Origin of the sequence: Salmonella sp. SAL4457 (assembly GCF_046548235.1) — a bacterium.
In the GTDB taxonomy this organism is placed as follows: Bacteria; Pseudomonadota; Gammaproteobacteria; order Enterobacterales; family Enterobacteriaceae; genus Salmonella; species Salmonella enterica.
In genome coordinates this window covers 1-252 of record NZ_JBGDZO010000954.1, presented here as the reverse complement: position 1 = coordinate 252, position 252 = coordinate 1, and the positions used below count along the sequence as shown (strand labels likewise).

Here is a 252-nt window from a genome sequence, read left to right as displayed (position 1 = left end):
GAACAGGCCCTGCGGCGAGGTGCCTGCATACCAGACGCCGGGTTCACTCGGGTGGCCCGGGGTGAGCCAGAAGGTGTGATCGACGACGCGTCCCGAGCCGTCGGCCGCCTTGTCGAAGGCCGGAGGCTTGGCCGCCTCCTTCCAGGTCTTGCCCATGTCGGTCGAGCGGAACACCGTCGGCCCGAGGTGACCAGTCTTGGCTGCCGCGAGCAGGGTCTTGCCCTCATTTGGCGCACCCCGTGGATCGAGGAC

General features: G+C 68.7%; 1 protein-coding gene. It reads right to left on the bottom strand.

The annotated features are described in order from the left end of the window. On the bottom strand, nt 1-252 hold a 252-nt coding region (locus ACLJNW_RS27015), incomplete at both ends, for a hypothetical protein (RefSeq protein WP_410961627.1).